The 23,353-nt window shown below is 73.8% G+C and carries 15 protein-coding genes; 5 read left to right on the top strand and 10 right to left on the bottom strand.

The window, feature by feature from the left end:
- Positions 1-116 precede the first annotated feature (116 nt).
- The gene (locus WMF33_RS24370) at positions 117-1,727 is read left to right on the top strand and encodes a protein kinase domain-containing protein (protein ID WP_437339358.1); all 1,611 of its coding nucleotides are present in this window, start codon (positions 117-119) and stop codon (positions 1,725-1,727) included.
- An 18-nt stretch (positions 1,728-1,745) separates the two neighbouring features.
- Here the strand turns inward: WMF33_RS24370 and WMF33_RS24365 are convergent, their stop codons facing one another.
- The gene (locus WMF33_RS24365) at positions 1,746-2,690 is read right to left on the bottom strand and encodes a LysR family transcriptional regulator (RefSeq protein ID WP_437339357.1); all 945 of its coding nucleotides are present in this window, start codon (positions 2,688-2,690) and stop codon (positions 1,746-1,748) included.
- 172 nt (positions 2,691-2,862) lie between these two features.
- On the opposite strand from WMF33_RS24365, the gene WMF33_RS24360 reads away from it, so the two are divergent.
- Positions 2,863-3,717 carry an SDR family oxidoreductase gene (locus WMF33_RS24360; RefSeq protein ID WP_437339356.1) on the top strand — a complete coding sequence of 285 codons (855 nt, stop codon included), beginning with the start codon at positions 2,863-2,865 and terminating at the stop codon, positions 3,715-3,717.
- Between the two features lie 24 nt (positions 3,718-3,741).
- Here WMF33_RS24360 and WMF33_RS24355 read toward each other — a convergent pair whose 3' ends face one another.
- Both WMF33_RS24355 and WMF33_RS24350 read right to left on the bottom strand, forming a co-directional pair.
- Positions 3,742-4,686, bottom strand: a complete 945-nt coding sequence (locus WMF33_RS24355) for a bifunctional methylenetetrahydrofolate dehydrogenase/methenyltetrahydrofolate cyclohydrolase (protein WP_061625152.1) — start codon at positions 4,684-4,686, stop codon at positions 3,742-3,744.
- A gap of 260 nt (positions 4,687-4,946) precedes the next feature.
- Positions 4,947-5,753 (bottom strand): hypothetical protein, encoded by an 807-nt coding sequence (locus WMF33_RS24350; RefSeq protein ID WP_437339355.1) that lies wholly within the window; start codon positions 5,751-5,753, stop codon positions 4,947-4,949.
- Positions 5,754-6,342: 589 nt separating this feature from the next.
- Here WMF33_RS24350 and WMF33_RS24345 point away from each other — a divergent pair.
- Entirely contained in the window at positions 6,343-11,271 is a 4,929-nt protein-coding gene (locus tag WMF33_RS24345) for an MG2 domain-containing protein (RefSeq protein ID WP_437339354.1), read from the top strand.
- A gap of 52 nt (positions 11,272-11,323) precedes the next feature.
- Here WMF33_RS24345 and WMF33_RS24340 read toward each other — a convergent pair whose 3' ends face one another.
- Positions 11,324-12,895, bottom strand: a complete 1,572-nt coding sequence (locus WMF33_RS24340) for an endo alpha-1,4 polygalactosaminidase (RefSeq protein WP_437339353.1) — start codon at positions 12,893-12,895, stop codon at positions 11,324-11,326.
- A gap of 252 nt (positions 12,896-13,147) precedes the next feature.
- Between WMF33_RS24340 and WMF33_RS24335 the strand changes: the two genes are divergently transcribed.
- The gene (locus tag WMF33_RS24335) at positions 13,148-14,659 is read left to right on the top strand and encodes a sigma 54-interacting transcriptional regulator (protein ID WP_437339352.1); all 1,512 of its coding nucleotides are present in this window, start codon (positions 13,148-13,150) and stop codon (positions 14,657-14,659) included.
- 18 nt (positions 14,660-14,677) lie between these two features.
- Here WMF33_RS24335 and WMF33_RS24330 read toward each other — a convergent pair whose 3' ends face one another.
- From WMF33_RS24330 to WMF33_RS24305, 6 genes are all read right to left on the bottom strand, one after another.
- Complete coding sequence (locus tag WMF33_RS24330; RefSeq protein WP_437339351.1) at positions 14,678-16,282, bottom strand: M12 family metallopeptidase; 1,605 nt, start codon at positions 16,280-16,282, stop codon at positions 14,678-14,680.
- A 483-nt stretch (positions 16,283-16,765) separates the two neighbouring features.
- Complete coding sequence (locus WMF33_RS24325) at positions 16,766-17,620, bottom strand: formylglycine-generating enzyme family protein (RefSeq protein ID WP_437339350.1); 855 nt, start codon at positions 17,618-17,620, stop codon at positions 16,766-16,768.
- On the bottom strand, positions 17,620-18,624 hold the full coding sequence (locus tag WMF33_RS24320; protein ID WP_437339349.1) for a hypothetical protein: 1,005 nt from the start codon (positions 18,622-18,624) through the stop codon (positions 17,620-17,622). The genes WMF33_RS24325 and WMF33_RS24320 overlap by 1 nt, the downstream gene beginning before the upstream one ends.
- 4 nt (positions 18,625-18,628) lie before the next feature.
- A complete protein-coding gene (locus WMF33_RS24315; RefSeq protein ID WP_437339348.1) occupies positions 18,629-20,512 on the bottom strand; it encodes a protein kinase domain-containing protein in 1,884 nt (627 codons plus the stop codon).
- A 319-nt stretch (positions 20,513-20,831) separates the two neighbouring features.
- Positions 20,832-21,311 (bottom strand): hypothetical protein, encoded by a 480-nt coding sequence (locus WMF33_RS24310; protein WP_061626225.1) that lies wholly within the window; start codon positions 21,309-21,311, stop codon positions 20,832-20,834.
- A gap of 335 nt (positions 21,312-21,646) precedes the next feature.
- The gene (locus WMF33_RS24305; protein WP_061626224.1) at positions 21,647-22,042 is read right to left on the bottom strand and encodes a VOC family protein; all 396 of its coding nucleotides are present in this window, start codon (positions 22,040-22,042) and stop codon (positions 21,647-21,649) included.
- Between the two features lie 275 nt (positions 22,043-22,317).
- Here WMF33_RS24305 and WMF33_RS24300 point away from each other — a divergent pair, with 275 nt between their 5' ends.
- Positions 22,318-23,352, top strand: coding sequence for a hypothetical protein (locus WMF33_RS24300; protein WP_437339347.1), 1,035 nt, complete (start codon positions 22,318-22,320; stop codon positions 23,350-23,352).
- The last annotated feature ends 1 nt before the right edge of the window (position 23,353 follow it).

The raw sequence follows: 23,353 nt of genomic DNA, 5'->3' as shown, positions 1-23,353 counted from the left end.
CCTCGGCCGGATCCTGTTGCGAGGGGCCCGTTCGTTTGCTTCGTTGGGTGCGAGGCGGCCCGGAGCGCAGGCTCCCGGGGCCTCGGGGACGTCATCCCAGCGAGAGGCCGAGGCTCATGAGTTCGCTCGCAGAAGGCAGTGTCATCGCTGGAAGATACCGCCTCGAGCGGATGCTCGCGCGGGGCGGCATGGGGGCGATCTGGGTGGCCCGGCACGTCCAGCTCGACGCCGCGGTGGCGATCAAGCTCATGGCGCCCGAGTACGCTGCCTCCTCGACCGCCCGGGCGCGCTTCGAGCGCGAGGCGCGGGCGGCGGCGCAGCTCAAGATCCCGAACGTCGTCCACGTGCACGACTACGGGATCGAGGGCGAGACGCCGTTTCTCGTGATGGAGCTCCTCGACGGAGAGGACCTCGAGACGCGGCTCGCGCGCGAGGGGCGCCTCTCGCTTTCGGCCACGCTGAGCGTCGTCGCGCAGGTGTGCAAGGCCCTGCGCCGCGCGCACGAGACGGGGATCATCCACCGCGATCTCAAGCCGGCGAACCTGTTCCTCGCGCGCCAGGACGACGAGGAGATCGTGAAGGTCCTCGACTTCGGGATCGCCAAGGCCCAGGGCACGCTGCTCGCCGGCAAGGAGACGAAGACGGGCACGCTCGTCGGATCGCCTTACTACATGAGCCCCGAGCAGGTGCGCCGGAGCAAGACCCTCGACTGGCGCAGCGATCTCTGGTCGGTCGGGGTGATCGCCTATCGCTGCGTCACCGGCAGGCTCCCGTTCCCGGGCGAGGAGATCGGCGAGGTGTTCGTGGCCATCTGCACGGAGGACGTCCCCCTCGCGTCCAGCCTCGCGCCGGAGCTCGGGCCCGAGGTGGACCGGTTCTTCTCGCGCGCGTTCATGCGCGAGCCGGAGCGCCGGTTCCAGAGCGCGAGCGAGCTCGCCGAGGCGTTCGGCGCGGCGGCCGCCTCGCCCGGGGCGGAGACCGGAGCCCCACGGCCGCCGGCGCCCGCGGGGGGCGCGAGCCCGGGCGCGATGGGGGCGAGCCCGGGCGCGATGGGGGCGAGCCCGGGCGCGATGGGGGCGAGCCCGGGCGCGATGGGGGCGAGCCCAGGCGCGATAGGGGCGAGCCCAGGCGCGATGGGGGCGAGCCCAGGCGCGATGGGCGCAGTCCCTGGAATGCTGCGCTCCGAGCCCAACGCCGACTCCGACGGCGCGTTCCGGTCCACGCTGCCGGCCGCCCCAGGCGCCCTCCCGTGGGGCGCGCCGGGCAGCGGCGCCGGTCCGGGCGGCGCGCCGGCCTTCCAGGAGACCGCCAGCACCCTGGCGCCGTCCGGAAGCATCCTCGTCGTGCCGCCGGGCAGCGGCCGCCGCGGCTGGGTCCCGCTCGCCTTCGGCGCGAGCGTGCTCGCGCTGGGGCTCGTCACCTACGCCGTCCTCCGCGCCACCGCGCCGAGCGACGCGCCGGCGTCGCGGCCCGATCCGGCGGGCTCGCCTGCTTCCGCGGCCGCGCAGCCCGCGACACCGCTCTCCGCGGCAGGGCCCTCGGCGGTGGCGACGGAGCCCTCGCCGCCGGCCGCTCCCAGCGCCTCCGCCGCGGCGAGCGCGCCGTCCACCCCCGCCGCGCCGACCAGCGCCTCCGCACCCGCGCCGCATTCACCAGCCCCACGGAGAGGCACCCCGCAGCCCGCCAGGCCGAGGACCGCTCCCGACGATCCCACCGATCACATGTGATCTCCTCGCGGGGGCTCCTCACGCGCTGCTTCGATCGGCGCCCGGCCCTCCCGCCCGCCGGCCGCGCAGCGCGGGACCCAGCCGCTCGCGCACGAGGTCGACGAACACCCTGACCTTCGGCGACAGGTGCCGCGTGCCGGGATAGACGACGTGGAGCGGCACGTCGGCCGGGCTCCACGCGTCGAGCACGCGCGAGAGGCGCCCCTCGCGCACGTCCAGCTCGCACCGCATGGCCGGCAGCGCCGCGATGCCCACGCCCGCGAGCACGATCCGGTGCAGCACCTCGAGGTTGTTCGCCGTCGCCCGCGGCGTCACGCGCACCTCCGCGCGCCGCGCGCCGCGGTGGAGCACCCACCGCGCGCCGGGCGGCTCCCCCGCGCGCGCCCCCGCGGACACGAGGACGTCGTGCCCCGCGAGGTCGGCCGGCGCGCGCGGGGCGCCGCGCCGCGCGAGGTACGCGGGCGCCGCCACGAGGTAGCGCGGAAGCGCCCCGAGGCGGCGCGCGACGAGCGAGGTGTCGCTGGGCGCGCCGAACCGCAGCGCCACGTCGAACCCCTCGGCGACGAGATCGACCACGCGATCGGTGCAGACCACCTCCACGCTCGCCTCGGGGTGATCGCGCAGGTACTCGGCGACCACGCCGCCGATCCACCCGAAGTGCAGCGGCGCCGTGATCCGCAGGAGCCCGCGCGGCCCGTCCTGCATCTGCGTCACCGTCCGGTCCGCCTCGTCGAGATCGGCCACGATGCGCGCGCAGCGCTCGTAATACGCCGCGCCGACGTCGGTGAGGCTGAGCTTGCGCGTGGTCCGCCGCAGCAGCTGCGCGCCGAGCCGCGCCTCGAGCTCGGACACCTTCCGGCTCACCGTCGACTTCGGCATCCCGAGCTCGCGCGCGGCCCGCGTGAAGCTGCCCGCCTGGACCACCCGGGTGAAGACAGCGATCTCGTTGAGGTCGGGCAGCATCGATTGTCCCATGTATGGAACGAGTTTTCCTACAGGTCCACACTAATCAAGCGCATGGAACAGTCGTAGGTTCGCCCCAGAACGGGTGGCTCGGCCCGGTCGAGAGCGCGATTCGGCGGCTCGGCCGCGATTCACGGATCGATCCGAGGAGCCCACCTGGAAGGAGACACGCATGTACTTGGTCACGGGTGCCACCGGGAACGTCGGCAAGGAGCTCGTCGAGGAGCTCCTCGCCGCGGGCGAGAAGGTCCGGGTCTTCACGCGCGACGAGCGCAAAGTGGCCCACTGGGGGGCCAGGGTCGACAAGGCCGTGGGCGACCTCGCGCGACAGGACACGATCGCGCCGGCGCTCCAGGGCGTGAGGGCGGCGTTCCTGCTGCCGGTCGCGGAGGCCGACGGCATCGATCACGTCCGAGGCTTCCTCGCGGCGGCGCAGGCGAGCGGCGCGCCCCGCGTCGTCCTCCTGTCGAGCATCAGCGCCGGCGCGGCGGAGGTCGAGCTCGCCCGCCGCCACGCCGAGCGGGAGCACCTCGTCAGGTCGTCCGGGCTCCGCTGGACCTTCGTCCGCCCCGGCACGTTCATGTCGAACACCTTCCAGTGGGCCCGGTCCATCCGGGCCGAGCGCGTTGTCTACAACCCGCACGGGGACGGCAAGACCGCGCCCATCGCGCCGCGCGACATCGCCGCGGTCGCCGCGCGCGCGATGACCACGGAAGAGCTCCTGGGACAGGCGCTGGAGGTGACGGGCCCCGAGCTCCTCAGCACGCCGGATCAGGTCGAGATCCTCGCGCGCGTCCTCGGCACGCCGCTCCGGCGCGTGGATGTCCCGGTCGAGGCCGCCCGCCGGAGGATGATCGAGGCCGGGGCCCCCGCGTCGCTCGCCATGGCCGTCGGCGAGCTCATGGAGCGCATCCGCGCGGGCAAGGGCGCCCTGCAAACCGACACCGTCGAGCGCGTGACGGGGCGGAAGCCGAGGACCTTCGAGGCTTGGGCGCGCGAGCACGCGCGGGCGTGGACCGGGGGCTGACGCGGGCGAGCGCGGGCGCCGGGCTCACCCGGTCGGGTGGGTGTTCTTGTAGAGACGCAGGCTGTTGCGGATCGCCATCGTCACGGTCATGGGGCCGACGCGCGGCACGAACACGCTCGCCTTGGTCTGGATGTCGTCGCTGAAGTTCTTGAAGGTGGAGAAATTGATGCAGAGGCTGCCCTCGCGGATCTCCGATGCCTGCACGTGGGGGAAGCTCCGCGAAGGCACGCCGGTCACCACGATGTCCGCCTGCCGCAGCGCGCCCGCCCGGTCCACCATGGTCTCGTGCACCTCGTGCGTGCCGCCGGACGAGCTCGGGACGAAGAGCAGGGCACCGTCGATGTCGAACGAGGTCACGTGCGCTCCGTCGTGCGCCATCATGCTCGCGAGCGGCCTCCCGACGACCTCGCTGCGGTTGAAGATGCACACGCTCCTGCCCTCGAGCGGCCGCTCGCCCTGGCCGAAGAAGCCGGCCGCCTCGACGAGCTTGAGGATGGCCAGCGGCGTGCAGGGCAGGATCGCCTTCTTCGTCTTCGCCTCATCCAGGAAACGCTGGTTCCCGTACAGGCAACGTGCCCAGTACGTGTGGAGCCCCTCGATGTCCTTGGACGGATCGACGCTGTCCCGCAGATAGACGTCCTGCTCCGTGCCGAAGATCGGGTAATAGACCATGATCCCGTGCACGCCCGCGTCCTCGTTCGCCGAGCGGATGGCGGACTCCGCGCTGAGCCGCGTGGCGTGGCGGATCTCGAAGCGCACCCCCACGTCCTCGCACGCCTTGCGCGTGTACTCGGCATACGTGTACGAGGGCCCGTGATCCGCCGCGAGCACACCGACCAGGAACAGCGGCTCAGGCAGGGCGGCGAGCTCCGCCCGGATCTCGCGACGGAACGTCTCGGCCACCGCGCTCGGATCGAGAACCCTGGCCGCGCCCGTGTCCCGGCTCGGCGGCTTGTCGTGTGGATCCATCGGGGGGCGGAGACGAGCACGCGCCAGCATCGATGTCAAGGCTCCGGCGGTCAGCTCTCTCGGCCGGCGCGAGCTCGACTCGGACGCTCCCTGGCATGGAGTCCCGCGCCGCCTTCTTCCTGGCCTCTTCCTGGCCTCTTCCTGGCCCTGAGCGCGCGAGCGCGGGCCTCCTCCACGAGCGCGCGAGGGCCGGGAAGAGGGCGCGCCGAGAGCGGCGCTCCGGTCGAGAGGAGCGTCGGTGAGCGGCCCGGCGCGCGCGCTCAGCGGGAGGGGCGCTGCCGCTCCGCCCCCGCGGCCGCGCCCGCGTCGACGGGCTCGGCGGCGCGGCGGCCTTCGGCCTCGCCGGGGCCGCTCGCGCCGGGGACGTTGAGGACCATTCCGCCCTTGTCGCGCAGCTCATCGACGAAATCCGCGCCGAACACCTCCTCGGGCGTGTCTCCGTCGAGGCCGCCCATGCCCGAGAGCCCCTCGAGGTCCGCGAGGTTCCCGTCGCGGCGCCTGGGCGCGGGGCGCGACCGCAGGACGTCGTCCCGGGTCACCGTCAGCGCCACCACGTCCTCGCGCATCACGTCGATCCACGACGCGGGGAAGTCGGCCTCGGCGCCCGCCGGGCCGCGCACGCGGAGCCGCGAGATGTCATTGCCGGGGTCGTTCGCGCCGATGCCCACGAGCTGCACCTCGGCCTCGTCGGCGGTCATCACCCGCGTCTCGGGGCCGAGCTCGACCGTGTCGTCGGTGACCCCCAGCGCCTCTTCCAGCGCCTGCCTCTGCTCGGGCGGCTGCGGGACGAGCGAGGTGTCGACCCGGCCCGCCGGCTGCGCCGTCGTCCGCCCCTCGTAGTACCGGGGCAGCGAGAGGAGCTCGTCTCGCCCCGGCCGCAGGCGCAGCTGGCCCCCCGCCGTGCCCTGCACGAGATCCATCGAGACCAGGAGCTCTTCGCTCGAGAGGGGCGAACGGAGCACCACATGGGTCAACACGCCCCGTTCCCGGTCGACAAGGACCCGGTCGAGCACGCCCGCGTCGAGGCCGCCTCCCGCGATCACGGGCATATCGAAGTCGATCTGCATGGTTCCTCCTGAGCGAAGCGCCTCTTGCTCGAACGGGAGCCTTGGACGCTCGCACGCCGATGTCCAGGGGAGCGCCGGCGAGCGTCCGCCCCGGCGCCGGAACATCGCCGGCGCGCGCCGGGAGGCACGCCGGCTACCTCGCGCATCGCCGCGCCGATGCCGCGCGCCGCTGAGCGGGCGACCCCATCCCATGGGCCGGACCTGCGTGTCGTCATGGATAGGGGTGAATGCGGACACGCGATCTCGATAGGCGATGTGGCCAAGACCAGCTGTCCTGTGCATGGCCATCGGCTCCTGTTGCGCCGCCACCATCGATGACGCGCGAGGCGCTTCACGGCGGCCGCGCCTCGCGACCAGCGCCGCGTGCGGCCGGGACGCGCCGCCGTCGCTCCCGCGACGCGGGGCCCGCCCCCATGAGAGCAGCGCCGGAGGCATCCCGGGAGCCGGATCCGGGGCACAAGGTGGCACAGCCCCCGGGACGACCCACGTCTATTCCCGCGGAATTGCTGCTTCGATGGCCTGGTACATCCCATGCAACCTACGCGCCGGCCGCTGGGGTGTGCCAGCGCCTTTCGGGAGGACTGGATTCATGCGCGCACGCTTCGATGCATTTCGCCGACGCTGGAGCTCACCCCACCTGCTGGCCGCGCTGGCGCTGACGCTCGCGGGCGCGGGCTCGGGCGCGGCTTGCTCCTCCGATGAGGAAGTCGCGCCGCCCTTCGGCCGCCCCGATCAGCCGCGAAACGGGACGATCGAGGTCGACGAGGCGAAGCTGCGGGGCGTGATCGAGGAGGGCGACCTGCGCCTCCAGATCCCGGTGCGCAACCTGACCGCCGGGGCGACGCGCGGCCACCTGCGCGTGACGCTCGTCGATCTCGGCGCGGACGAGGAACGAGGCACGACCGAGGTGGACGTGGACATCTCGAGCTCGGCCGCGGCGACCGCCGAGGCTCGCCTGCCGGCGCCGGCCGTGAGCGACCAGCCGGGGCTCGCGCGCTACCTCGTGCGCATCGACGACGGGTCGGAGAAGGGGCTGCTCGTGACGCGGAGCCTGCTGCGCGTCATCCCGCCCTACGACGTGCAGCTCGAGGGGCCGGCGCGCGTGGTGCGCGGGCGCGCGGCGAGCTACCGCGTGCGCGCGACGGACGCCTTCAGCCACCAGCCCGTGCCGAGCGTGGAGGTCGAGCTCGCCGTGGGCGAGGGGGCCGCGGCGCGGGAGCTCCGCGGGACGACCGACGCGCTGGGCGCCGCGGTGTTCGAGGTGGAGCCCGGCGAGCTCGGCGACCTCCCCGTCTCCGCGCGGGCGCTCGGCTTCGGCGTGAGCGCGGTCGTCGACGAGCAGGTCACCGTCGAGGGCCCCGGCCCGAAGCTGCTCCTCACCACCGACAAGCCGCTCTACAAGCCCGGCCAGACGATCCACCTCCGCGCGCTCGCGCTCGAGCGGGGGAACAACGCGCCGCTCGCCCGCGCGCCGGTCACGTTCGAGGTGGAGGACGGCAAGGGTAACAAGATCTTCAAGAAGCCGATCGTGACCGACGCCTTCGGCGTGGCCGCCACGACGTTCCAGATCGGATCGATCGTGAACGTCGGCGAGTTCAAGGTGCGCCTCGTGAGCGGCGAGACCACGACGGAGAAGATCGTCACCGTGGGGCAGTACGCGCTGCCGAAGTTCGAGGTCGCCGTGAAGACCGACCGGCCCTGGTACAGCGCGGGCGACACGCTGACCGGCACCATCGACGCGCGCTACTTCTTCGGCAAGGACGTCGCCGGCGGCAGCGTGACCATCGAGGCGGCGTCGCTGGACGTCGGCCAGACGACGTTCCAGCGCATCATGGGCACGCTCGACGCCAAGGGGCATTACGGGTTCAGCCTGACGCTGCCGCAGCACCTCGCGGGCCTGCCGTTGGAGCAGGGCGACGCGGCGGTGACGCTCACGATCACCGTCGCCGACACGGCAGGGCAGGAGGTCACCAAGGCGATCCCGGTGAAGGTCGCCGCGGACGTGGCCTCCCTCGTGCTCGTGCCCGAGGCGCGCGAGCTCGTCCCGGGGGTCCCGAACACCCTGCTGCTCTTCGTCACCGATCCGCTCGGCGAGCCGATCCCCGAGATCGATGCGGTCATCACGGCGCCGGACGGCGCACAGCTCACCGCGCGCACCGACGCCTTCGGCCAGGCCGCGGTGAGCTTCACCCCGCCGCCCGGCGCGGCGGACGGCGAGTTCTCGGTCCGAGCGACGGTGGGTGAGAAGGCGGTGCAGCAGAAGTTCTCGTTCGCGGCCCAGGCGGGCGGCGAGCACCTGATCGTGCGCACCGATCGCGCCGTGTACGAGGCCGGCGAGACGATCGAGGTCGCCATCGAGTCGAGCGAGGAGACCGGCAGCGTCTATGTCGACTGGCTGAACGACGGCCAGGCGGTCGACATGCGCTCTCTCGAGCTCGAGGGCGGGCGCGCCCGCTTCAGCATGCCGGTCGACGCCGGGCTGCTCGGCAACAACCGGGTCGAGGCGTACCTGGTCGACGACGACGGCAACCTGGTGCGCTCGGGCCGCACCGTCTTCGCGCGGGGCGACTCGGCGCTGAACATCGAGGTCGACGCCGACAAGCCCCTGTACGCGCCGGGAGAGACGGCGACGCTGCGGCTCTCGGTCAAGGACGACGCCGGCAACCCGAAGGTCGCGGCGGTCGGCGTGCAGGTGGTCGATCAGGCCGTCTTCGCGCTTGTCGACGCGCAGCCCGGGCTGCTCCGCACCTATTTCGAGCTGGAGGACGAGTTCGCGAAGCCGAGCTACCAGATCCGCGGCCCCTCGGCGAACCTCCAGAACCTCCTGTTCAGCGCGACCGCGAGCGAGGACCCCGAGCAGGCCGAGGCCGCGCAGCGCACGACCCAGGCGTCGCTCGCCGCGCTCGCCGGCACGTCGGTGACCGGCCTCCAGGCGCGCACGTGGCCGGCCGTGCTGGCGAAGGTGAAGACCGAGCTCGAGCCGTTTTACGAGCGCCAGCGGGGCGCGCTCCGGCCCGTGCTCGCCGAGGCCGCGGCGGCCGCCGTGGAGGACGTTCGCAAGCTCGGCTGCGATCCAACGCAGTACTACTGCGACGGGCAGGGCGAGGTCGCCGCGCTGTTCGCGGGCCGGATGGCCGAGCGCCTCCGCGCCTTCGACGTGTGGGGCAACGCGTACCGCGTGAGCTCCACCTGGAGCGGGGTCACGGTGCTCTCGTCGGGGCCCGACGAGGTCGCGCAGAGCGCGGACGACGCGGCGATCGCGTTCGAGTTCGCCGATCTCGGGGTGGACGTGCCCGCGCCGAATTGGCCCGAGGCCGCCGAAGGCGACGGCGACTGGGCCAACGGGGGCGCCAGCGCCGGGGCGGGCGGCGGCGGCGTCGTCGGGGACCCCGGCGGCGGCGGCGAGAGCGGGCCGCGCGTCCGGCGCGAGTTCCCGGAGACCCTGTATGTCAACCCGAGCGTGATCACGAGCTCCGACGGCACGGCGACCCTGAGCATCCCGCTCGCGGACAGCATCACCGAGTGGCGGCTCTCCGCGCTCGCGAACTCGGCCGACGGCAAGCTCGGCGGCGTGCAGAGCGGCTTCAAGGTGTTCCAGGACTTCTTCGTCGACGTGAGCTTCCCGGCCACGCTCACGCGCGGCGATGAGGTCGAGTTCCCGATCGCCGTCTACAACTACCTCGAGACGCCGCAGACGGTCGATCTCAGCCTCCAGCCGGGGAGCTGGTACACCGCGCTCGGCGCGACGACCGCGCAGGTGTCGCTCGCGCCGGGCGAGGTGCGCGGCGTCCGGTTCCCCGTGCGCGTGGACACGGTGGGCGTCAACGCGCTCACGGTCACGGCGCGGGGCACCGAGGGCGCCGACGCCGTGGCGCGCACCGTGCGCGTGGTCCCGGACGGCAAGCCGTTCGCCGAGAGCAAGTCCGGGATGGTCGAGGCGGGCAGCGTCACCCACGCGCTGTCGTTCCCCGAGGGCGCGGTCGTCGGCTCGAACCAGCTCTATCTCGAGATCTACCCCGCGTTCCTGTCGCAGGTCGTGAGCGGCATGGACAGCATGCTCCAGGTGCCGTCGGGCTGCTTCGAGCAGACCACCTCGACCACCTGGCCCAACGTGCTCGTGACGCAGTACATGAAGCAGACGGGCCAGATCACCCCGGAGATCCAGATGAAGGCCGAGTCGCTGATCTCGGCGGGCTACCAGCGCCTGCTCACCTTCGAGCACGCCGGCGGCGGGTTCTCGTGGTTCGGCGAGCAGGACGGGCACCCGTACCTGTCGGTCACCGCGTTCGGCGTCATGGAGTTCGCCGACATGATCAAGGTGCACGCCGTGGACGAGGCGATGCTCGCCCGCACCGTGGCGTGGCTCGCCGGCCAGCAGAAGGCGGACGGCACGTGGGAGGGCGATCAGACGGAGTTCTTCAGCTTCCACACGGGCACGCTCCGCAACAGCGCCTTCGTGCTCTGGGCGCTCGCGAGCGCGGGGTACGAGGGGCCCGAGATCGCGCGGGGGCTCGAGGTCCTGGGCAGGTCGTTGCAGCCGGCGACCGACGACCTGTACACGCTCGCCATCGCGGCCAACGCGCTCGCCGTGGCCGCGCCGTCCGGCGCGCTGACCGACCGGGTGCTCGACGCCCTCGACGAGCGCAAGACCGCCGAGGGGGGCGCGATCTTCTGGGACGACGGCGGCACGCAGACCGCGTTCTACGAGGTCGGGGACGACGCCAAGGTCACGACCACCGCGCTCGCGGCGCACGCGCTGCTCTCCGCGGACGCGCACCGGTCGAGCGCCGACGGCGGCGTGAAGTTCCTGACCGAGTCGAAGGACGCGAACGGCAACTTCGGCTCCACCCAGGCGACGATCTGGAGCCTGCGGACGCTGCTCCTCGCCGCGAGCAAGGGCAGCGAGGGCGCCGTGGGGTCGCTGAGCGTCGCGGTCGACGGCGAGGCGGTGAGCACGGTCGCCCTGCGCGAGGACCAGGCCGACGTCATGACCACGGTCGACCTCACGCACCTCGCGACCACCGGCGCGCACGAGGTCACGCTCGCGTTCGAGGGGGAGGGGAAGCTCAGCTACAACCTGGTGAGCCGCCACCACCTGCCCTGGAGCGCGGTCCCGAGCGACGGGGGAGGGCCGCTCTCGGTCAGCGTGAGCTACGACAAGACCGCGCTGTACGTGAACGACATCGTGACCGCGTCGGTGGACGTCCGGAACACGACGAGCTCGGCGCAGAGCATGATCCTCGTGACGGTGGGGCTCCCGCCGGGCTTCCAGGTCCTGACCGAGGATCTCCAGCAGTACATCGCGGCGGGCCAGCTCTCGAGGTTCGAGATCACGGGCAAGCAGCTGATCCTGTACGTGAAGGAGATCCCCGCGGGCGGCGCGGCGAGCTTCGATTACCGGCTGCAGGCGACCATGCCTGTCCGGGCGGAGGACGGCGGCGCCGAGGTGCACCCGTATTACCAGCCGGAGCAGCAGAGCTTCTCCGGAGCGCAGGTGCTGGAGGTGAGGGGGGAGTGAGCGGCTGACGGGCGATGGCGCTGGCCGCCGGTGGGCGGCCAGCGCTCGCGGATCAGGGGCAGGCGACGCGCCAGGCGTCGAGATCGAGCCGCTTGATCAGCGTCGAGAGCCCGAGCGGCTTCGTGTCGGCGCAGATGGCGTTCGCCTGCGACGCGGCGACGTACTCCGCGTGGAAGACCGCCTTGCCGGCGCGGATGAACGGCGTGAGCATCTCGCACTCGTCGTACGCGTGGCACTCCTCGTTGAGCGCCCAGTCGAAGTGTCCGATGAGGTCCCTCACCTGATCGAGGTCGTTCTTCAGGCCGATGGACAGCCCCCGCGCGTGCGCCTCGGCGGCCAGGAAGCGGTTGTAGTCGAGCTGCGTCGCCGCGGTGAGCGGGAAGCCGGAGCCGTTGGTGTAGCCGTCGACGTTGTCGGGCTCCACGCCATCGCAGCGCTTCTGCACCGCCAGGTCCAGCCGGGCCTTCATGACGTCGCGCACGCCGGCGCTGCGGGTGTCGAGCCACCGCTCGCCGGGCCACCCGTCGAGCGGGTTGCCGAGCGCCGCGGCGGGGAACCTCGACGCGTCGCTGCGCCAGTCCTCGGAGCTCCCCGCGCTGAAGTAGCAGATCACCTTTTTCCCGGCCGCGCGCAGGGCGTCGATGGTCGCCTGCGGGGCCTCGAAGAGGTCGATATCGTACATGGCGACGTCCAGGCTGGTGTCGATGGTGCCCGTGAGCTGCCACTGCCACGTCGTCCCCGGGGCGGGCACCCAGACGCCGGTACCGCCACCGGAACCGCCGCTGCCGCCAGAGCCGCCGCTGCCGCCGGAGCCGCCAGAGCCGCCGCTGCCGCCGGAGCCGCCGCTGCCGCCGGAGCCGCCGCTGCCGCCGGAGCCGCCAGAGCCACCGCTGCCGCCGGAGCCGCCGGAGCCGCCGGAGCCGCCGCTGCCGCCGGAGCCGCCGCTGCCGCCCGAGCCGCTGCTGGTCGCACCGCCGCTGCCGGTCGAGCCGCCGCCGGTCGCGCCCGTGAGGACGAGATGGTCGAGCTGCGAGCTGTCGGCGGAGCTGGCCGTCGCATACCGGATCTTGAGCGCCCCGCCCGACACGAACCTCGCATGAGGCGCCGGCAGGCTCAGGCTCGCGCTCGTCCAGGACCAGTCGCCCGCGAACGCGTTGTCGCCGATCGGGACCCACGCGCCGGCGGCCGCGTCCCAGGCCTCGAAGGTCCAGCGCATCGCCGACTTCGCCGGGCCGCGGTAGTTGACGCCCAGCGCGAGCGACGAGAGCTGCGCCGCCGACGTGCCCGCGGGGAGCGCGTACTCGCACGTCGCGCTCGTCCTCGGCGCGAACTCGACGTATTTGCTCCACACGTCCTGCTCGCCCGTGAGGTCGGCCGTCGCGAGCGCGGCGGCCGTCTGCCCGGCGCCGATCCTGCCGCGGCTCACCGTCAGCTTCGAGCACGCCATCGTGAAGGCCCCGCTGACCGCGTCGCCGCTCGCCCCCGAGGCGACCTCCGCGTCGACGGCGGGATCCGCGCCGCACCCGGCGGCGGCGAGCGCGGCGGTGAAGCACACGACGGCGTGGGCGCGGCAAAGCGCGCTGCGGATCGCGAGAGCGGACGCCGGACGGCTGGAATAAGTCATGGATTCTCTCCTGGTTCGTGGGCTCGTGAAGCTCGGCGCACGTCGGCGCAGGGCGTCTCGCGACGCACCGGTCCCCGCGATGGCTCCCGGCGACGGCGGCTCCCGCATCGTCTCCGTGCGCACCGGAGCGGCATTGCAAGGCGGAGGCCAGCGCGCGGCCGGCGTCTCTCCCCGCGATCTCGCGCCCGCGCCGCGCGGCGCCGTCGCTGAGGGTTGCGCAAGCTTCGTACACGTGCGCATCCTTCGGACGGCATGGCGGAGCGAGATCCTCGTCGACAGCCGGCCCCTCCGTCCGGCGAGGCGCCGCCGCCCCTCGCGGCCGAGGTCGCGACCGAGCTCGAGGCCGCGGAGGGCGCCGGAGGCCGGGCGCCGCAGGGGCAGGCGTCGCTCATCGTGCGCACCGGCGACGGCGCGGCGCGGGTCATCGACCTGACCGACGGCGACGCGGTCGCGATCGGGCGCGCGCCGGAGTCGACGGTCTGCGTGGACGACCCCCGCGTCTCGCGCAACCACGCGCGCATCGCGCGGCGCGGCGACGCCCTCGAGCTCGTCGATCTCGGGAGCCGCAACGGCACGTCGGTGAACGGCGCCGCCGTGCGCGGGGGCGAGCGGCTCCTCGCCGGCGGCGACGTGATCCGCGTCGGCCCGGCCGAGATCGTCGTCGCGATCGCCGCGCCAGCGCTGCTCTCGCGGCCCGCGCCGGCGGAGGCCGCGCCGGCCGGGGCGGCGGACGCGCTCTCCGGCGCCGGCTTCGTCGTCGCGGACGAGGCGATGGTGAAGGTCTTCCAGGTGGTGCAGCGCCTCGCGCGCGCCCAGACGACGGTCCTCGTCCTCGGCGAGACGGGCGCGGGGAAAGAGGTCGTCTCCGAGCAGATCCACCGCGCGAGCCCGCGCGCCGGCGGCCCGTTCGTCCGGCTCAGCTGCGCGGCGCTGCCCGAGACGCTGCTCGAGAGCGAGCTCTTCGGCCACGAGAAGGCGGCGTTCACCGGGGCCGATCGCCGCAAGATCGGCTATTTCGAGGCGGCGCAGGGCGGCACGCTGCTGCTCGACGAGGTCGGCGAGCTGCCCCTCGCCATGCAGGCCAAGCTGCTGCGCGTCCTCGAGAGCCGGCGCATGGCCCGCATCGGCGGCACGCAGGAGATCGAGCTCGACGTGCGCGTCGTGTGCGCCACGCACCGGGATCTCCCGGCCGAGGTGGCGGTTGGGCGGTTCCGGCAGGATCTCTACTACCGCATCAGCACGTTCGTCCTCCGCGTCCCGCCGCTCCGCGAGCGGCGCGCCGAGATCGCGCTGCTCGCGCACCGCTTCGCGCAGCAGGTCGCCGAGCGCATGGGGGAGCCGGCGCCGCGGTTCGCGCCCGCCGCGATGCGGCTGCTCGAGGCGCACGCGTGGCCCGGCAACCTGCGCGAGCTGCGCAACGCGGTCGAGCACGCCGTGGTGCTGGCCGAGGGCGGCGTCATCGAGGTCGAGCACCTGCCGGCCACCGTGGCCGGAGCCGACGCGGCGCCGGCGAGCGTGGGAGCGCCGGCGAGCGTGGGAGCGCCGGCGAGCGTGGGAGCGCCGGCGAGCGTGGGAGCGCCGGCGAGCGTGGGAGCGCCGGCGGAGGGCGCGCCGATGCCGGCGCGCCTCGCCGAGCTGGAGAAGAAGAGCATCGAGGACGCGCTCGCCGCCGAGGGGAACAACCAGACGCGCGCGGCGAAGCGGCTCGGCATCTCCCGGCGCGCGCTGCTCTACAAGCTGGACAAGTACAACCTCCGGCGGTGAGCGCGGGAGCGTTGCCCCTCAGCGCCAGTGGAAGTCCCACTCCTGGTTGGCCGCGTCCGGCAAGCACGGGTACGTGCCGACCTGCGCGCCGGGATACGAAGCGCCGCCGAAGATATCGACGCACTGCCCGAGCGACTTGATAGGACCGTTCACGTAGAAGTACTCGTTGTAGAGGCCCTGGCCGCAGCCGTCCCACAAGATGATGGGGGAGCCCGGTACGGGCATGCCGCCGGATACGTTGAGGCAGCGGTCGACGGCGAACGTGGCCTTGATCTCGCCGGCGAGGAAGCTCAACGTCTGGTACGATGCGGTGTTGATGCACGGCTTCAGCGTCGGCCGCGTGCCGAGGGCCGGGGTGCCGGGCGGCACGTCGACGCAGAGGTTGGTGCCGGTCAACTGCAGCCTGCTCGTCGCCGTCATCGTCCACCGCTCGCGCGTCGACGGCACCTCGCCGCAGCGGCGCACCTCGAGCATCGCGCCGGCTGTCGTGCCCGTGGCGACGACGCACATGTTGCCCATGGCTCGCAGGCGCATGCCTTCGAACGAGAACAGCTCGTTGGGCGCGCCATCGATCAGGCCCCACGAGATGAGCGGCGTTCCAGACGTCGGTGAGACCACGCCGCCACCGACGTTCATGGCGAGCATCTCTCCGTCGATCGTCGCCCGGAGGTGGTTCCCGCCGGAGGAGTGCGGCAGCTTCGACCATGTGTCGTTGGGGGCGTTCATGCACTGCCATGCGAGGATGTTCTTGCCCCACTCGGTCGTGCTACCGTCGATGTTCAGGCAGCGGCCTCCGAGCCCCACGATCGAACCGCCGTGCTTGCGCCCATAGACGTTCTGCGCGCCGATCACGTCCCAGGGAGACAGCGTCCGACTCGTGTCGGCCAGATTGCCGCAATACGTGGCCGCCATGATCGAATCGGTGTCGGCCACCGGCGTCGCTTTGCTGGCGCCGGGGTGGGCGACGCCGCAGTAGCCGCTCGGCAGGCAGACCTTGCCGTCTCCGCTCGCACACTGGGCATTGGACGTGCATTTCATGCATTGCCCCGTCCAGTCGTCGCGGTCGAACTCGTGCGAAAACCCGAGCGCGTGCCCGAACTCGTGCATGGCGACGACCTCGACGCGGCCGTCGGTCGTGTCGAGCGTCATGTGCTGCGCGCCGCTCGGCCCCGGATAGCCCACCCCGCTGTGGCTGCCGCCTCCCGCGGTGAGGTGGACGACGAGATAGCCGTTCGTGCTCGAGCCGCACGGGCCCCAGTCTTCGAGCTTGATGTCTGCCGCCCGCTGCCACGAGTTGTCGACCGCGTCGCGGGCCCGAGCGAAGTACTGGAAGCGCCGCTCTCGCTCGGCGTTGGGCACCACGTCGTCGATACGGTAACACACCGGCACCCAGCCGCCGGGCCAGGGGGTGCCGACCAGCTGGAGCGCGTCGTGGGTCGACGCGAGCGGCTCATCGTTCGCGGCCGATTCGTAGCCCGGCTCGCTCGGTCCGCAGCCGGCGAGGGCGGCGGAGATCGAGGCGATGGAGGCGGCGGCATGGCGCATGACGAGCGATGCAAATTTATGGTTCATCGAATATGTTCTTCGTTCTGCTGGCTGCATGAAATCGAATTTATGTTTCATTGGATGTATTCTTCGTTCTGCTGGCTGCATGAGATGTCGAATCGAATCGCACGGGCCGGCGAGCGCTCGGACGCGCCGAGCGCGACGGCTCCGCGCTGGATGAGGGAGCTCGCGGGCGGCGTGAGCCCGACGTGGCTGGACTCGAGCAAGGCTGTTCCGAGCCTCGCCAGTCGGCCTGCGCCGGGCGGGATCGCCGCGAACGCCTCACCGTCGTCGAGAGAGGTTTATGCGCGCCGCCCGCCGCGGCTGACATCGCGTGTCGTCGCCTTTCGCTCGCTGCCCGGCGGCCGCGCCGCTGCCGGCCCGAGGCGCCCCGTCGGGAGGGCGCTCCTCGGCGGGGTCGCGCTCGCAGGTGTCCTTCAGCCCCCGGATGCGCGCCCGCTCGAGGCCCTCGGCCCTCGGCCCGCAGCCAGCGCGCTCCGTCGCCGTCGGAATTCGTACCGCCGGGTCAGCGAGCCCTGGCGGGGTTCCTCGCGCGCGCCGCTAGCCGCTGCAGCAGCGGAACCCGATCGTGTGATCCGTGTCGGCGCGCTCCCGCACGTCGCGCGCGTCGCACCGGAGCTCGTCGGGCGAGCCCCCGCTGTCGAACGCTCCGCCCCGGGTCCGGCACAGGTCGCCTGGGCCGGTGTCGTCCGAGCACGCGTCCTCCCACTCGCGGACGTTGCCGCTCATGTGCTGCAGGCCGAAATAGCCGCCCTCGCACGCCATGCTGTCGTCGTCGCCGACCGGCACGGTCGCCGCCCCGTCGCCGTTGCAGTGCTCCGTGTCGAGCTCGCCGGTGGAGTGTTGGAGCGTGCCTCCGTGGCTGCACGCCTCGAACCACTCGCCCTGCGCCGTGTCGCCGCCGTAGGGCAGCGGGCCGCCGTGGATCTCGCCGCAGAGGCGCTTGCCGAGGCTCTTGCAGTAAGCGCGGGCGTCGCACCAGTCGACGCAGGTGGCGGGGTGCAGATCGTCCTCGCGGCGCGTCTTGCACACGTCGGGCGCGCCGGGGCCGGTGTCGAACGCGAAGCTGTCGTTGAACAGGCAGAACGGCTCCTGCGCGGCGACGTCCGGCTGCGCGGCGAGGAAGGCGCGGTAGGCGGCGTTCGACACCTCGGTCCGGTCGACGCAGAACGAGCTCTCGATCGTCACCATGCCGACGGGGCACTGGCAGACGTCGGTGACGCACGAGGACGTCGCGCAGTCGGCGTCGGCCTCGCAGGGCTGGCCGTACAGGCACGAGGCGTTCGCGGCGCCCGGCTCGCAGGTGAGGCCGTGCAGCGGGCGCACGAGCGTGCACGCCGAGGCGAGGGCGGCCGCGAGGGCGGCCGCGGCGGCGTGGGCCGGCCGGAGGCGCATCAGAAGGCCCCCTCGACGCCCGCGGCGGCGCCGCCGACGAACGGCCGCAGCGCCGGTCCGGGCGCGGCGGCGCCGGCGTTCGGCGGCCTCGCCGCGGCCGGCCGCGTCAGGTAGAGCCACGTCGCGGCGCCGAGGGCGAGGACGCCCACGCCGAGGCCGACGTCGGCGATCGCGTGCTGGACGCGGATGGCGCGCACGTCGTCGCCGGGGCAGCGCGGGGCGCACGTGGCGCGCAGGTCGGCCTCGGCGCTCAGCGAGAGCGCGCCGGCGACGGCGAACACGGCGAGCCCCGCGGCGCCGAGAGCGCCGGAAGCCCACACGAGCCCGGGGACCGCGGGCTCCGCGGGCGGCGGGGCGGACGGGGCGGCCGGCGCGGCCGTCGGCGCGGGCCGTGCGGCTGTCGGCGCTGTCGGCGCGGCCGTCGGCGTGGGCGGGGCGGGGGGCGAGCCGGTCGAGGCGGGCGTCGGCGCGGCCGCCGGCGGCGGAGAGGCCGGCGCGCCGGCCGAGGAGGCGCCCAGGGTCACGGTGATGGCGCGGTTCTTCTCGCCTTCGCGGATGAGCACGCGCTCCTCGACGGCGGGCCCCGACGCGGGCTCGTACCGGAAGGTGTGCGGGCCGGGATCGACCGGCAGCGCCTTGCCGTCGAGCGCCGCGGCGAGGGGGCGCCCATCCACGAGCACGCGCACGTCGAGCCGCTCCCGCCCGTGCGCGTCCTTCGCGGCGATGACCACGGTGGGCAGGCTCTTCTCGACCTCGGCGAGCCATGGCCCGCAGTCGGCGACGGCGGCCGCCGGGCAGGTGGGCTGCGAGCAGGCGATGAGCGCCTCCCGCGCGGCGAGGAGCTTGCCGTCGCGGCGGAGGCCCTGCGCGCGCTCGTAGGCGGCGGCGCACGCCCGCTTGTGAGGTTGGGCGTCAGCGCGGGCGCCGGCGAGGGCGAGCGCCGCGGCGACGGCGAGGGCGAGCGGGCGCGCGGGCCGCGCGCGGGCGGGAGAGGAGGCGTTCATCGGGTCACATGCACTCGGGCTTGAGCCGGCGTATGCCGGCCTTGTCCACGGTGTAGGGCGGAGAGCAGCGCTGGGCGTCGGCGCCGGCCGGACGCGGCGCGGGCGCGGGGGCGCGCGCGCCCACGGCGGTGCGCGCCGGCTTGCGGGCGGGCGCGGTCGCGGCGGCGCCCGACGCCGGCGGCGTGGTCGCCGCGCTACCCGGGCTCGGCGCCGGCGGCGTGGTCGCCGCGCTGCCCGGGCTCGGCGCCGGCGGCGTGGTCGCCGCGCTGCCCGGGCTCGGCGCCGGCGGCGTGGTCGCCGCGCTGCCGGGGCTCGGCGCCGGCGGCGGGACGGGAGCGGCGGGCGTGGCGCTCGTGACGTCCAGCGGGCCGGGTGCCGGCTGGACCGAGGCCGGTGGCGCGCCCGGCGCTCCAGCGCCGGCGGGCTGCGCCGCGGGCGTGTGGACCGCGCTCGCTGCGTTCTCCGGCCCGGGCGGGCCGCGGCGCGCCCACTGCACGGCGAGCGCCGCCGCGCTGCCGAGGAGCACCGCGCCGAGCAGCGCGAGGACCGGCCGCGCGCGCCTCGACGTCGCGGCGGGCGGAACGTCGCGCGGCCCGCCGTCTCCCGGGGAGAGCGCCACGGAGAGCCCGCCGGACGTGGCGGATCCCGGCGGGGGCGCCGCCGCGAGGACGACCTCATCGAGGGCGCTGGTCGGGATCGCGGGCGCGGTCTCGGCCAGGCCGCCTGCGCGCGGGCCCGTCGACCGGGGCTCGTCGCGTCCGCTCTGGAGGTCGCGCCCGCTCTGGAGGTCGCGCCCGCTCTGGAGGTCGCGCCCGCGCGCGCTGCCGGGCTCGCGGCCGCTCTGCATGCCGGGCTCGCTCGACCCGCCGCGCGCCGGCGTCCCCGCGCCGGCCACCGCCGCGCTGCCGGGGGTCGCCGCCGAGGCGCCCTCGATCTCCGCGACGCGGGCCGCCCGCCGCGCGAGCGCGTCGCCGGCGAGCTCTTCCACCCACTCGCCCACCGCGCGCGGCGACGCTAGCGGGACCGCGTCCTCGACGGCGATCGCGAGCTCGCGGGCGGTCGGGTACCGGCCTTCGGCGTTCCGCTCGAGCGCCCGGAGGACGATCGCGTCGAGCGCCGGCGGCACGTGCGCCGCGAGCGAGCTCGGGGGCGGGATCGGCCGCTCGAGCACGGCCCCGAGGATCGCGGCCTCGTCGCCGCCGTCGAACAGCCGCTGGCCCGCGAGCGCCTCCCAGAGGACCACGCCGGCCGCGAACACGTCGGTCCTCCGCGTCACCTCGCCGCAGAGGATCTGCTCGGGTGCCATGTAAGCCAGCTTGCCTTTGAGCTGCCCGCCGCGGGTGGTGCTGAGCCGCCCGCGCGCCTTGGCGATGCCGAAGTCGAGCAGCCGCGCCGTCCCGTCGACGCCGACGAGCACGTTCTCGGGCGAGACGTCGCGGTGCACGATACCGAGCGGCTCGCCGGACTCGCTGCGGGCCTCGTGGGCCGCGTGCAGCCCGTGGAGCGCTCCGCACGCGATGCTCGCGACGACGGGGATCGGCGCCGGCGCGCCGCGGTCGCGCGCCGCCCGGAGCAGGCGCGCCAGCGACTCGCCCCGCACGTAGTCCATGACCAGGAACGCCTCGTCCTCGGCGACGAGGAGGTCGATCGTGGCGACCACGTTGGGGTGCTGGATGCGCGCGACGATGCGGGCCTCGTCGAGCAGGCTCTCCGCGATCTCGGGCGCCGCGGCGAGCTGGGGGTGCAGCCGCTTGATGGCCACGGTGCGCGCGAACCCCGCCTCGCCGACGAGCCGGCCGAGGTGCACGGATGCCATCCCGCCGGACGCAATCGGGCTGTAGAGCAGATACCGCCCGATTTGCCTCGGATGCGACGGCTCCGACCACATGCCCGGGCGATGATACACGAGCGCGCCCGGCGTCGCCGCTCGCGAGGACGGCCTCGCCCGCCGGTGCATCCGCGAGCCTTGCGGAGCCGATCTCCTGGATCGCGCGCTCTCGCCCGCGGCGCTCGCCGCGAGGGTCGAGCGGGCGGGGGAGAAGGGGGGCGGTGCGCGCGCCTCCGGAGCCCGCCGAGGCGGGCCCCGGAGGGCGCGCAGGGAGCAGGAGCCTGCGCGCGCGAGGCGCCGTGACGAGCGACACGGCTCGGACCCGGGGCGCGACGAGGCCATGGGCGCGCTCGGCGGCGCCGCGAGCAGGGCGCTCGGATCAAAAGGGGATGGTGATGTTCTGGTGAAACGTGAGCGTCACGACGCCGATGCCGGGGATGTACCTGGTCATGACCGGGCCCTGGCAGGCCATGTCCCAGGAGGTGTCGAACCTCCAGGGGAAATACCGGATGTGGAGGACGCCAGTCGGCGAGACGTCGATGGTGAGCTCGTCGGCGCTCTCGGCGTCGAACCGCTGGTCCGGATCGGCGGCGGAGCTGCGATCGGAGAACAGCTGATCCGCGCGGCCGACGAGGGCGCCGCCGTCCGTTCTTTTGAGCCATCCTCTGGAGTGCGTCACCTGCCGGACGCCGTCGCGGTGGATCGTCATGTCGATCTCCCACCCCAGCTGGCCGTAGATCCGAGACACCCTGTCCTGGACGAGCGCGCGGCAGCTCTCGTCGGCGCGCGCGAGCGGCTCGACGGCCGCGGCGCTGGCGAGGAACGTGAACAGAGAGAGCAATGCAGTGCGAACGATCATGGGATCTCCTTTCGTCGGTGGCGTCGCGCGGCGAGGTCGGGGGGCGCATCCACCCACGAGGATCTCACGTGCAGGCGGGGAGCCGAGGAGACCCTGGGTCTTTCAGCCCGCCTTCCTGCCTTCGTGCTCGGAGCGGACCGCCCGCCCGCGACATCCCCTCTGCGGCGCCCGCCAGGCGCTGAGGCCGGCGCTCCTCGCCGCGCGCTCCCTCTACGCGGGAGCGCCGGGCGGGTTTCGCCGATCGAGGTGGTGGTGGGGGCTGCCCGGCCGGCGCTGTCGGGCGTCTCGCCCGCGCTCGCCCCGCGGCTCGGCTCCGGTGCGCGCGGGCGGGGACGTCAGCCCTGCAGGGACGTGCTCGGCTCGACGAAGCAGAGGCGGTAGCCGTCCGGGTCGGTGACGACGACCTCCCGGGTATGCCACGGCTGGTCGCGCGGGCCATCGACGGCGGCGCCGGCGGCCGCGGCGCGCGCGGCGATGGTCTCGATGCCGAGGTCGCCGGTCGCGCTGAAGCAGACGATGACGCCGAGGCCGCGCTGGCCGGCCAGCGAGACCCCCGGCGGCGTCGCCACGAGGAAGAGATCGGCATAGCGCGCCCAGCGCAGGTGAACGAACACCGGATCCTGGTGAACGCGGGTGAAGCCGAGGAGCTCGAAGAACGAGGCGGAGCGCTCCGCGTCGGCCACGAGGAGCTTGACGTAGGCGGGCATCACGTAGGGATCGTCGCTGTGCATGGTGGCTGGGCGCGAAGGTGCGCCGCGCCGGGCCGGAACGCAAGCCGCGCGCCTCGGGCGGCGCAGGCGTCCGCGGGTCGCGCCCTCGGCGCCCCCGGGCGCCAGACGGTCGTCTCGGCCCGGGCCGGCGCGCCAGACGCGGCCGAGCATCGGTGTCGATCGAATGTGTGAATGAAATTGTGGGGTCTCCGTAATGCCCCTCGACACCGCTCGTGACGACGCGCGCGATGCCGCAAAGTGTCCGTTGGAGCCCTGGTGTGGTATCGGCGGCAATCATGCATTTCCGGCTCGATCAGCTCGCCAAGAACATCCTCCGGGACTTCTTCGTGCTCGTGGGCGCAGCCGAGACCGAGGTGGAGGTGCCGGCCGGGGACGCCCAGCGGATCGACGTCTGGCACGTGCCCGATCCGGCGCTGTTGCGCGCGCACCCCGAGATCGAGCCGGGCCTGCTCCGCTCGATGGCGGCCGAGGCGGGGATGGTGGAGGTGTTCAGCGCCGCGCCGGGCGCGGCAGAGCTCCACGGCTGCATGCGCAAGCGCTACCAGTGGCACCACACGCTCGAGCTGCGAGCGGAGCGCGCGCTCCAGCTGCCGTCGGCGTGGATCGTGAGCGCCGGGCGCCCGGACGGGGTGCTGCGCGACTTCGGTTTCGTGCAGGACGCCTCCGGGCTGGAGGGGCTCTATGCGGGGCCGGCGCCGGGGTGGCGGATCCATGCGGTGGTGATCGCGGAGCTGCCGCGCGTGCGGGGGACGGTGCTGCTGCGCTTGCTCGGCGCGCCCCGGGTGCGCCGAGCGGCGCTGCGGGATCTCGCGGCGCTCCCCGGGGACGCGTGGGAGCGCCGGGTGGCGATGCCGTGGCTCGTTCGGTTAAGCTTCGAGGTGCCGGAGCAGCTCCTTCCAGGGCTGCCCTCCGAGGAGAGGGATTTCGTCATGGAAACCCGGGAATGGTTCGAACAGTTCACCGCGCGGAAGGTCGCGGCGGGGGTGGAAGCGGGGCTGAAGGAGGCGGTTGAGGAGGCGAAGAAGGAGGCGAAGAAGGAGGCGGAGAGGGAGGCGGAGCAGCGCGCGGAGGAGGCGAAGAGGGAGGCGGAGCAGCGCGCGGAGGAGGCGAAGAGGGAGGCGGAGCAGCGCGCGCGGCGGTTGACGGCGCGGATGTGCGAGCTCCGGCTCGGCAGGCCGCTCACCGAGGCGGAGACCGCGGCCCTCGGGGAGAGGCTCGCCCGGCTTCAAGAGACCCGGGTGGCGGAGGTATTGCTCTCGTTCTCGGCGGAAGCGCTGGCGACCTGGCTCGCCGATCCGAACGCGACGTAGC

Origin of the sequence: Sorangium sp. So ce394, from assembly GCF_051474665.1 — a bacterium.
Classification (GTDB): domain Bacteria; phylum Myxococcota_A; class Polyangia; order Polyangiales; family Polyangiaceae; genus Sorangium; species Sorangium cellulosum_D.
Note: the sequence above shows the minus strand (reverse complement) of the source record. Positions and strands in the feature narration are given on the sequence as shown.